11 protein-coding genes are annotated in these 11,559 nt (G+C 37.0%); all 11 read right to left on the bottom strand.

Features of this window, described 5'->3' with window-relative positions; all coding sequences use genetic code 11:
- Positions 1 to 54: 54 nt before the first annotated feature.
- A complete protein-coding gene (locus tag JIV24_RS21330) occupies positions 55 to 726 on the bottom strand; it encodes a hypothetical protein (protein ID WP_200467115.1) in 672 nt (223 codons plus the stop codon).
- 41 nt (positions 727 to 767) lie between these two features.
- A complete protein-coding gene (locus JIV24_RS21325; RefSeq protein ID WP_200467114.1) occupies positions 768 to 1,364 on the bottom strand; it encodes a hypothetical protein in 597 nt (198 codons plus the stop codon).
- Positions 1,365 to 1,387: 23 nt separating this feature from the next.
- Positions 1,388 to 1,903: a hypothetical protein gene (locus tag JIV24_RS21320; protein WP_200467113.1), complete on the bottom strand. Its 516-nt coding sequence runs from the start codon at positions 1,901 to 1,903 to the stop codon at positions 1,388 to 1,390.
- Between the two features lie 67 nt (positions 1,904 to 1,970).
- A complete protein-coding gene (locus tag JIV24_RS21315; protein WP_200467112.1) occupies positions 1,971 to 3,461 on the bottom strand; it encodes a rhomboid family intramembrane serine protease in 1,491 nt (496 codons plus the stop codon).
- 206 nt (positions 3,462 to 3,667) lie between these two features.
- A complete protein-coding gene (locus JIV24_RS21310) occupies positions 3,668 to 8,464 on the bottom strand; it encodes a RecQ family ATP-dependent DNA helicase (protein WP_200467111.1) in 4,797 nt (1,598 codons plus the stop codon).
- A 172-nt stretch (positions 8,465 to 8,636) separates the two neighbouring features.
- Positions 8,637 to 9,104, bottom strand: coding sequence for a DUF5362 family protein (locus JIV24_RS21305; protein ID WP_200467110.1), 468 nt, complete (start codon positions 9,102 to 9,104; stop codon positions 8,637 to 8,639).
- Positions 9,105 to 9,188: 84 nt separating this feature from the next.
- Positions 9,189 to 9,698: a hypothetical protein gene (locus JIV24_RS21300; RefSeq protein ID WP_200467109.1), complete on the bottom strand. Its 510-nt coding sequence runs from the start codon at positions 9,696 to 9,698 to the stop codon at positions 9,189 to 9,191.
- A gap of 32 nt (positions 9,699 to 9,730) precedes the next feature.
- Positions 9,731 to 10,123 carry a TFIIB-type zinc ribbon-containing protein gene (locus JIV24_RS21295; RefSeq protein WP_200467108.1) on the bottom strand — a complete coding sequence of 131 codons (393 nt, stop codon included), beginning with the start codon at positions 10,121 to 10,123 and terminating at the stop codon, positions 9,731 to 9,733.
- A gap of 68 nt (positions 10,124 to 10,191) precedes the next feature.
- On the bottom strand, positions 10,192 to 10,740 hold the full coding sequence (locus JIV24_RS21290) for a type II secretion system protein GspG (protein ID WP_200467107.1): 549 nt from the start codon (positions 10,738 to 10,740) through the stop codon (positions 10,192 to 10,194).
- Between the two features lie 53 nt (positions 10,741 to 10,793).
- Complete coding sequence (locus JIV24_RS21285) at positions 10,794 to 11,201, bottom strand: hypothetical protein (protein ID WP_200467106.1); 408 nt, start codon at positions 11,199 to 11,201, stop codon at positions 10,794 to 10,796.
- Between the two features lie 16 nt (positions 11,202 to 11,217).
- Positions 11,218 to 11,472: a hypothetical protein gene (locus JIV24_RS21280; protein WP_200467105.1), complete on the bottom strand. Its 255-nt coding sequence runs from the start codon at positions 11,470 to 11,472 to the stop codon at positions 11,218 to 11,220.
- Positions 11,473 to 11,559: the final 87 nt, after the last annotated feature.

The raw sequence follows: 11,559 nt of genomic DNA, 5'->3' as shown, positions 1-11,559 counted from the left end.
AACCTAGCAGTATTTCTCCATCATAAACATATAAATTGTAAAAGTATCAACAAACTAATCTAGCTGCGGATTTAAGGTAATATCTTTCAATTCCCAATCTTCTTTTACACCATTAAAAACGCTGCCATACTTAACGACGCCAAGCCCTTTGGCGTACATGAAATAGCCTTCGCGTTGGTGAGAACTACTTAAAAAGAATAAGTATTTGTGCCAGGATTTAAACTCATTGGTGTATTTAAAGTAAATGGCTGGTAGTGCTTCACCTTTCCAAATATATGTTGTATCACAAACGTACTCTTGCTCTTTATCAATTTTATACAAAATGTCTTCGTGTTTAAATTGGAAGATAGAGTGCATGCCATTATCGGTGACTTCGTCCTTTTTAATCGTCCCCTCACTAAGGCCTTCAAAAGTACCGGAAGAATCATAATCAAACCTGTAGATATGGCTGTAGTTATAAGGGAATGTTGGTTCGATAAGTGTAGAGTCATACACAACACCTGATGTACTCTGGATAGTGGCAATCAGCTTTTTGCCGTTTTTATGAACATGTTTTTTGAGGATTTGTACTGTTTCCAGCGTGCTTACCTTTTGAAAAGTAAATACTTTGCCATTTTGAAGTTTCTCAGGCTCATAAAAATACTGTTCAAAATTGGCTAAGGGAGAGGGCTGCTTACTGCATGCCATGAGGCTAACAAGTAGTGTGGCAAATAAAAGGTATTTCATTGAATTAGGTAGTTTGTGTGCTTTGTTTAGGTGTTATCTGTTTACTGACCATTCTTAACACTGGTTTGATTATTCTTCTGCCATTCAAGGAAGGGGGTAGGATCGTTGCCCAAATACTTAAAGCCACCGATAAACTCCGTGTCAAAAACAGGGTTGTACTTCTGGTAATCGGCTTCGCTCATGGCACAAAAGGTGAGAATTATAAAGGTCTTATCTGTTTCTAAATAAATAACTTCTTCTTTATAACGATCGTGCAGATTTTCAAATGATAAACCAATGATATTGATTATAGGTGGGCTGTGGCTAAAATCACTTTGTGTTATTTTGGCGTCCGGATACTTCTTTTTAAAACCAGCAATATCTCCATGAACAAATGCTTGCAGCGAATCTTTAGCCGCACTTTTATCAATGCCGCTGGCAAAAATGTAGCTTCGTTGAGGTTTGTCTTTATCGTCGATACAATAAAAAAAGTTAGTGAGGCCAATAGTGCTGGCTGCCTGGCGGTCATTCACCCAGTTGCTGGGTGTTTCTACGGTGAATAAGTGGTTTTTGCCATATATAACGTTAATGTCTTTTGTTTGAGAGAAAACAGGTGCAAGGTTTATAATCAGCAGTGTGATAAATGTGAAGTATGTCATGTTCTTGTATTTGGTTTGGTCAATTAATTAGGTATGCCTAGTGATGTTTTAGTTTTACCAGTATGTTGTTCAACCTGCTCGAGCAAAGCGGGAAAACCCACCATGTGCATATGTGCTTTAATCTTTTTATCATGACTTTTGATGGTCAGCTCTAAACTGATTTTACCAAATGATACTTTGTCGATATCTGTCCATTTAATTTCATTTTTCTTACCATAGATGTTGGTCTTTACAATGCCATTTTCTGATAATATGATGTTTGAAATATATCCACTGGCAAATAGATAATAACCCATGGCAGACATGACGATAGTGCCAATACCTGCTGGTAACCATTCATCTTTAGCCAAAAAAACAGTGACAAACAACAATAGCAGGCTGCCGATTATAGCGATAGCTCCCATGATTGTATAAAACGCTGGAAGCTTTAAAATGGAATACCCTTCGGCTGTTTTCTTTGGATTCTTCTTTGATTTGGCCATCAGAAAGGCCATCATTAATCCTACGACAAGAGGTATTAGTAATTTTCCAAAATCCATCTGAACAATTTATAATGTAACCAGAATAAATATATCAACTTTTATGGGAAATGCTGAATCGAAGAGATTATTGTTTTTTAGTATTAATCAAAACCACACCATTTTTTCCTCGTTCGCCATAAATACTGGTGGCTGCTTCATCTTTTAATACTTCTATTGACTCAATAATGCTATGATTGATGTTTTTATTAGATAGGATAGGCATGCCATCGAAAATAATTAAGGGTTCATCGGAATCTGTAAGTGGTGGGTTAGCTACCAAATCAGAATCAGAAATGTCCTGGCCTTCCAGTTTATGAAGTATCAGTTCAATCTTCTGGTTGTATCGTTCAATATCCTGATGGTACATTGTTGTTTGTTCATTAATGGATTTTTCTGCCAACTGAAAGCAGCCTATGCGATACAGTACATAGCGTTTTAGGAGTTTGTTTTGCTCTTGTAACTCAAGCGGTAGATTGCCAATTGTATCTATTTGTACAATGAGGGTCAGGCATTTTTCCATACTGGGCAGGCTCTCCTCAGTAATTGCTTTTAAATACACATCATCGTTGGTATGCTCGGATAATTGATATACTTGCAAGGCTTTTTCCTCCATCACAGTAAACTCTTCCATCAGTTTAGTGTAAGTCCCAAATTGATTCGGGATGAGTCTAGGCAGTGCAGTAATCAGTAATGCCACGGATACCAGTACCACAAAGTTAGTTACACGTGTGACACGTAAATCACTTTTGGTGACATAAAAAATACCACCTACCAATAATCCACTTACTAAACCACCAATGTGTGCTGCATTGTCGATGCCTTCCTGGGTAAAACCAAAAAACAAGTTATAGCCCACAAAAGTAAATACACTGGTGAGGAAGTTTTTACGTGTTTCCTGTGGTATCTCAAGGCCTTTGAGCAGTACCAAAGAAATAAGCACACCGTACATGCCAAAGATGGCACCTGAAGCACCTGCACCAACTACATTATCATTAACTGCAATACTGGTTATACTTGCAAGTATCGCTGTTACCAGGTAGGCAAATAAGAATTTAGAACTGCCTATTTGCGTTTCAATTTCTTTACCTATAAACAGTAAGGCATACATGTTGAATAACAAATGCATTGCACCGATATGCAAAAAGGCACATGTGAGCAATCGCCAGGCTTCGCCATCAAGACTTAAGACACGTATGTTACCACCCCATTCGATTAATGAATCTACACTTGGTTCAACGGGATGCACACCCATTATTACCATTAACAGATAAATAAAGATATTGATGTAAATGATTAGTGGAGTGACTATGTAGCCACTGCTGGGTATCAAGCCACTTAGTATTTGTGCCACAGATCGGTGCTTATCATTCTCCTCTTCAGCTTCTTCCTCTTCTTTTAATTTCTGTTCACTAGTTGTTTCAGCTGGCGTATTATATACCTTCGCTTTTCGTCGTTTTTCAACTTCGTATAATGCTGCCGAAAAGGCTTCTTCCTGGTAATCGTATCTGTTTTCTAGTATCTCTTTTAGTTCAAGGTCGCTTTTATCGGCCATTTTCTGCGAAAAGATATTTTCCATAGTGTGTAGCTATTGAGTTGTGATTTGTTCTTTTTATCCAGTAGATTGGCTATGAAATTAAGGTTGGTCAATAGCAAATAACCAATTAAGATGTTGGCGCCATTGATAAACCAAGTCCATTTAGAACTTGATTGAATAGACTGTTCCTGAATTTCGGAATAGAAAGCATTCTTTATTAGTCATTTGTGTGGGTTTTTATGATGATATTATGTTTTTGTAAAATTTAATTCTGGTAACATTATTCTAATTTCACTCTCCATTTTTTCAGAGCTCCAATAAACAATATAGTTAACAGTAGCTTCCGTTAAGTGGTAACCTAGATTGGCATACTTGTTAAGTTTCTCTTTATAATTTTTTGAAAATTTCAAGACTTTATTCCCATTCATGGCAGAACAGCCATTATCGTCAACTTGTAGTTTATCGCCACTTTTTAATTCAGCAATAATACTTTGAACGGATGAAAAATAACTTAACCAGATATCCTTGTGCGTAAGATGTGTGATTAGTAGACTAGAGTCTTTGTAGTGATAGTTGTCTGTTTTTCGTTCAATGTTTTCACAAGAAATATCATCAAGATAATTGCCGTTTAGATGGATGGCGAGATTTTGTTTAGCACGTGTCATTGCTACATATAGCTCACGTTTTTTGGCATCATTATTTGGTTTGATATTATTGAGCATTAGAAAAACGTTATCAAACTCCTTACCTTTTGACTTATGTATGGTTGAAACAAAAATAGTTTCGCCATTAGTGTTAATAAAATCCTCTAGCTTCGATTCTCTTACAAATACTTCGAAGTCAGATTGGTATTTCATCTTGGGATTACTTAATTCAAAATCCTTAATCAGATTAACGCAAATGTCAATCTTGGAACTTTCTTTATACTTATTCCACAGCTTTCTTTTTGCCGACTTCCAGGTAGTTTCACTTATGGTGTATTTGTCATCAGAAAAATAGAGTTGTTCAATAAAAAAACGCACCTCTATCAGGTTATAAAGGCTAAAACCATCGTTGCTTTGAATCAGTTTCGCTGGTATGCCTTTATGCAGCAATAGACCTGTAATCTGTAATGCTTCTGAGTTAGTATGTGTCAGAATACATGTCGTCCCCCTTAGGTCGGTCGACAATACATCTTTTACGAGGGGCTCAATCAGGTGAGAACCAGAATATCTAACTACTTTAATACGACCCATTTCGGTGGTATGCGGAACAATTGGTGTTTCTTTTATTCGGCTTGTGATTTTTTTGGCAAAGTGATTGGTAAACTCAACGAGGTTGGCCTTACTACGATAGTTTTCGATAAGTTCGACTTTTATTGCTTTCTGCTCCTTAATAAATTGTTCCAGATATTGCGAACTAGCTCCTCTGAATTCATAAATGTTTTGGTCATCATCGCCCACTGCAATCACCCGCATTTCTTCATTGTGTTGCATTAATGTTTTAATCAGTTCAAACTCATTTACATCCATATCCTGAGCTTCGTCAATGACTAAGACGGTTTTGGTAATCCGGTTGGTTTCAATGTCTTTATTTTTGATTTTATTAACGGCATGCTCAATGATGGTTTGCGATTTCTCAATGGAGCCAACTTTCCCCAATAAATCAAAGCAATAAGCATGAAAAGTTTTAATCTCAATGAAAGCTGCTGCATTACCTATTAGCGCAAACAAGCGCTTTTTAAACTCAGTTGCTGCGGCTCTCGAAAAGGTGACCATTAACAATTGCTCATGTTTCACATCCTCCATCAACAGCAGGGATGCCAGCTTGTGTACTAACACCCTTGTTTTTCCGCTGCCGGGACCAGCAGCTACTGCAATGTATGGCGAAATGTTATTTTTAATTATCCCAAGTTGTGCCGGTGATAGTTCTCCAAATAATTGTTTGAACTTGGCAGGAGTTATGTTCCTTTTTATCTCATTTTGCCGGCTGCTTTTAAAGTACTTATTCAGAAATGATGTATAGTTCAACTGAAAATAATCTTCCACAAATTGTAGGGCTTCCTTGTAATCTTGAATCATTTTTTTGGCATATTCGCCAACAATATGAATTTGTTGCACCTTGTTTTCGTAGAATGCATTAAGCTTTTTATAATCCTCCTTTTTATACTTTACCTTATTGTCATCTTCAAGGCGCTCAATACTTAGTTTATTATACACCACCAGAAAACCGCCTTCAATTTTTATGGCATCTATTCGAGATAGATAAAACAAGGCATCTTCGATATCGTCGATGCTAATGTTAAGTTTGAATAAGGCATTTTGTTTCTCATATTCGTCTTTAAGTTCATGAACTGAGAACTCAACGAGCACCTGCTCTTTGTTTTTATCATCTTGCAACAGTGAACTTTTTATAAACAGATATTCAACAATAAAACGGGCCAGTTCATATCGTTTTTCTAATTTGTCACTTAATGTTTTTTGCGAATAGTTTGATAATATGGTCAGATGATTTTGGGAGAAGTTGTGCTGTTTTCGCTTCAACCAGTTTTTAATCATCCAGAAATTGATAATAGTTTTAATCTTATTTGGAGATACCCCATTGCAACCTTTTTCTTCTGCCAGTTCGTTGAGTTCTTTTATGTGAAACGATTGCTCTCTTTCAGTGAATTGAGTGGTCAGAAACTTTTCAATTTGTGCCATTGAATTGACAATATTCAAGGAACGATTTTTATTTTCACCACGTTTTATGTAGGCAGTTAAGTCTTTAGTGTCTGCCAAAATGTGTTCTTCGCGTAAAAGGTTAACCACATTAATAACCTCTTCTTTTACAATTCCTAAATGGTCAGATATATAGTCGATTCTTGATTCAGCAACTTCTCCGTCAGGCGCTTGCTGTCTGCTTTTGCTTGAGAAGAGTTTCTTAATGATTCGCACGGCATGTTGTCGTTGCCTTTCGTTAAAATTTGATGAACTGTTAATTTTTTCAATAGCTTCCTGAGCATTTTTAGATAGGATGCTTGTTGCAAAGATACGGGGCATGTTCTGACCTCGTTTCAAATACCCAGCTTCTTCTAATGCGGCAATGGCGGTGGTCACTCTTGTTTCAATTTCAACTACATTATCATCCCAACCTGCTTTTCGGGCAATTTCTAATGCCGAATTGGAAACGTTGGATCGAAATCGGGTGATGTCTTTGATTGCTTTCCATATCTGCTGAATTTCTTTAATGTTTAGTTTGGTTTGATTGAGTAATATAAAGTGCTTACTTAGGTCTTCCTCATTGTATAGAACATAACAGTCTGCTGTTATATGTTCATCACGTCCTGCTCTTCCGGCCTCTTGTACATAATTTTCGAGGGAGTCAGATACTTCATAATGAATGACCATACCCACATCTTTTTTATCTACGCCCATGCCAAATGCTGATGTTGCCACCATTATATCAACATCACCACGAATAAAGGCATCCTGGTTTTCTGATTTTTCCTGCTTATCCATTTTACCATGATAGGCTTTGGCTCGGTAACCATCTTCTGAGAGCCTTTCAGCTATTTGATAAGCTCTGCGTGTGCGCGAAACGTAAATAATAGTCGGACAGATTTTCCCGTCAATGAGATTGCGTAGTGTGGCATATTTATCTTCCTCATTATCTTTCGGAATGACCTTGTAGTTTAGGTTAGTGCGGGAAGCCTTTGCACTAAATATCTCTAGTTGTAAGTTGAGTTTATCCAGGAAATAGTCTTTTATATCCTGAATGACATTTTGCTTGGCGGTGGCTGTAAAACATGAAACGGGTATGCCGTTTTCCAGATTCTTCTTTTCTTGCAAAGACCTTATGAAGTCTCCTATATAAAGGTAATCAACCCTAAAATCTTGTCCCCATGAAGAAAAGCAATGGGCTTCGTCAATAACAAAACGAACTACATTTCGCCCCAGTAGCAGGCGCTCGATAGATTTAGAACGCAGGGATTCAGGTGAGATGTAAAGCAATGAAGCAGTACCGTTTTCGACTCGTTCGAAGGATTGAGCTCTTTCAATAGGATCGAGTAAACCATTGATGGTGACTGCTTCGGTTATGTTTGAATTTTCCAGGTTATCCACCTGGTCTTTCATCAACGATTGGAGGGGGGAGATGACAACCGTTATCCCTTTTACGCTCTCACCACTCATCAAGGCTGGTACCTGAAAGGTTATAGATTTACCACCTCCTGTGGGAAATACCGCTAAAACGGACTTGTTGTTGATGGCTGCGTTTACCGCTTCTTCCTGCAAAGCTTTACCACCATAGCTTCTATACGAGTCGAATCCAAAAAACTTTTTTAAGCCAGCCTTAGCATCAAGAGAATGATTACAGTACGGGCACCCTTTGAGGCAGGGTTTATTTCGAAGCAGGTACATCACTCTTTCAATATCTGGGCAGTTTTTAACAACCCATGGCGGGGTGATGGAGTAACGATTGTTGGTATTGATTAAAGCCAAACAATAAGCTAATTCTAAAGGGTTTTCAATAATTAGCTTTTCGATGTTGGCATGTCGACAAATGCGATCGCGAAACTGGTTTTGTATTAGTAAGCAAGTATCTAATTCATTAGAAGAGTAGTCGACGAAATAAAAGAACGAAGAAAATTCCTGTTCATCAGCAAGTAGTGCGAAATAAATCTGCTTTAGTTCACCATCTAATTCATGAAATGCAGAAACTTCATCGTAGAACAAGTCTTTGGCTTTTATCGCATCATTAAGCGGATTGTTTAGTTCATCGGTTTGTAGTTTATCATCCTTTAAAAGGGCATGATATGGTTTGGTTGGGAATAGAAGAGGTGATAGATAAAGTGTATCGATTATCTTTAGTTGATCCATTGAGCGTTTTGTTGCTCTTTTTATATGTACCAAATCATGGTGAATAATATTATGACCACATAAGTATTCCGCCTGATGAATAAATTGATGGAATTCATCAATGGAACTGGAATGCATTGTTAAGTGATTATCCATAACGCCGCCGATATCAAGTATTCTATTGTTTTTGACATCTGTTTCGGTATCTATGAATGCGATGATTTTCATTGCCTGTAGTGCTAATTGTTTTGGCAGTTTACCATTTAAAACTGCCTTTTCTATTTTTCGATGCTCTACAAATTACGTTCCTAAAATTAGTTCTTAATTCATTAATCAGCATGTAAGAAGGTACTTTGATGTCATACACATCAAAGTACCTACCTCTGAATACCACTTTCTTTTAAAACCAAAAAGCACCGGCTATTACCATAACAATGCCTGATAAGGCATAAAGTGAAATCACTACAATGGTTAAAATACCCCAGAATTTAAAGAAAGACTTTTGGTTGCTTAAGGCTACATTTAACTCTTCATTGCTGCTGGTGGCTAATGCCAACTTCGTTTTCTGTGAAAACTTAAGCAAATACATGGTAGGGAATAGGTATAGGATACCAAATACCACATAAATGCCGCCAAATAAAAAGCCCATGCCCGGAGGCATTAGTCCTGCTGCATCACCCATCATCAACGACATCATAGAGCTGGCAAAGATTCCTGCCATGATAATAAAGCCAATAAAAAGAAAGCCCATAATGGATAGGAAATAGGTCCACTTGCTGGTGGCTGTCAAATAGTAAGTTGCACTGTCTGAAATAGTGAGCTGTTTCACTGTTGGCTCTTCTGTGTTGTTTGTAAGTTGTTGTTCCATTGTTATGTATTTGATGTGTAAGTTAAACTTTCTGTTATACAATAAGTCGCATTTGAATAGTTATCCATTATGTACCTATCTCCACTAATATCTTGTTTTTACTTCATAAATAACCGCCTCATCATCTCTAATCAGAAGCATTTCTTCATTATTTAATTTTAGATGGATTATGGCTTTTTCCCGGCCTGGCTTTGCCACCCAAAAGAACAGGATGAGAACAAGGTTAAAAAGCAGAAAATAGATTTCACCAGTCATCATGAACACGACGACCGAGAACAAGGCCGCCCCTTCAAGAAGAGCCAGTTGAATAATACAACTCGTCATGTATAGTTTCATTTTATCTTTAATATCACTTAGTGTCTGGGTTTGTTTTGTGAGAAGCGTATAAAGCACTTTGCTAATTACGATGCAGATACCAGTTAATAGAGGAACTACAAGTGAAAATGGGAATGACAACTCTTGGGTATTAATGGCATTGGCCGAAAATTTAAGGTGTAGCGCCACTGTAATAAACAGGAGCTGCCCTGTGAGCATCGCCAGATGTATAAGGTTTAGTGTTCGGAAAAATTGCTTTGAGTTTTGTGATTGAGTCATTTCTTATGTCTTAATATTGAATGCGATCAGAATTAGTCTTCTCCAACCAACCATTTAAAAATCTTACCAATTGTAATTAGCCAGTTTTCCTTTTGAATAGCCGCCAACTCACCTTTATCAAGCCAGATACCTTTACAGGATGGGCAGTAATCAATTATCACTTTTTTATCACGAGGGTGTTCTGCTTTCTGAAGGTATTGAAGATTGTTGCAGCATGGACAGCATAATGGTTCCTGTTGTTTTGTCTTGGTCGGTACCTTTCTTATTTCTAACAACGTGGGTTCAATCACATGTTCTATTTGAGATAATTCGTTTTTATCAAACCAGGTGCCGCCACACGAGGTGCAATAATCAACTTCAAATCTGGCTTTAAAGTCTTTAATCTTATCTGCTTTCAAAACTGTTTTACATCTGGGACAATTCATTTCTTATCTGTTTGTTATAATAAACCTGAATTCACAATCGGTAAAGCCAATAGTGAAGTGTTGTTTTTTTAATTGCTCAATACAATATCATCGTTTGTACCACTTATACCATCAACGCCATTTGACATTAGTTTATAGGAGTTATCATCTTTTTTCTCATAATGATACATATTTCCCCAGGCATCCGTGTACAAAGTCTCGTTTAAAGGCTTATGGCCAACCAACTCACTGAGATTTTCAGGATAACTGCCATTTTTATGTAAGGTCTTTTCCAGATCTAACTGCATTTTCTTCATTTCAGTGAGGGTATAGTTTTTTTTGAGGTATTGGTTTGATATTTTATTGCCAACTACACTAACACCAGTGTATAGCCCTATTGCCACTATAGGAACGATGATAAAACCAATGACTAGAGCCAGTGCTGTTTCTTTCTGTGTGATGGGATCAATGCTTACTTTTTTTCTTAGTTGAACACAATCATAAATCGACCAGATTAAAACAAATGGATAGATAAATGGCACAAAAGTCAGGAATATCATGACTAAGCCTTTAAACACTTTGCCGTAATAGAGTTGGCCTAAACCAGGAAGAATGATGGATAAAATAATGGCTAACATAAGTTGTCATTTTTGAGGTTATTGTTTAATCAATCGCGTATTAATTAGTCATCTTATTTCATGCGCTCATAATGATATTCTAAATAGCTGTCTTTGTTATCCAGAGTATAATGCTCCTCAAGCTTCAGCCATTCATTTGTTATTTCAATTATGTGATAACGCATTTCGCTTACTCCATAGCGTCCGTTTGATAACTGAACGTATTCCTTATTCTCCCCATAAATCACAGAGCCCTGAGAAATGATGACACCGTCCTTGTCTTTATACACGTATTGGTAATCGTCTTTTAACTCAAGTGTTTCTCCTAAGTACTTTTCTTTATCCGAAATGTTAACTAAGTCAATCAGTTGCCATTTGCCAATTAAGATGTCTATGGGCTGAACGTCATCATTACTCTTCTCGCAGCTTATGATTGAAACCAATAATAAGCTCATAGAAATGAAGGTCTTTATTTTATTCATAAAAATGGATGCTTGTTTATTCTTTATCAGACTTGTTAAGTGCTTCGAGTATTTTATCCATTTTATCTTCCAGCCTCTTGTTTGGCGTGCCTACGATGTACCACAAAACTATAAAGTTAACAAATGGGATGCAGGCCAGTATGGTCCACAATACGGCATCTCTGCCTTTTTCAATGGCTAATTTTCGAATAACAAAAATGAGCGGTATCATTATAAGAAGTAATGGTAAAAATGATAGTATAGGGTTAGCTTGCACGCCTGTCTGTTCCATAATTTTTTATTTAAGGTGGGTTCTAAAAATTAGTTTTTTCAATTTTTGACTTGATAAAATCGCAGAACCCTTTAACGAAATTTTCAA

This window comes from Carboxylicivirga marina (assembly GCF_016612505.1).
In the GTDB taxonomy this organism is placed as follows: domain Bacteria; phylum Bacteroidota; class Bacteroidia; order Bacteroidales; family Marinilabiliaceae; genus Carboxylicivirga; species Carboxylicivirga marina.
Note: the sequence above shows the minus strand (reverse complement) of the source record. Positions and strands in the feature narration are given on the sequence as shown.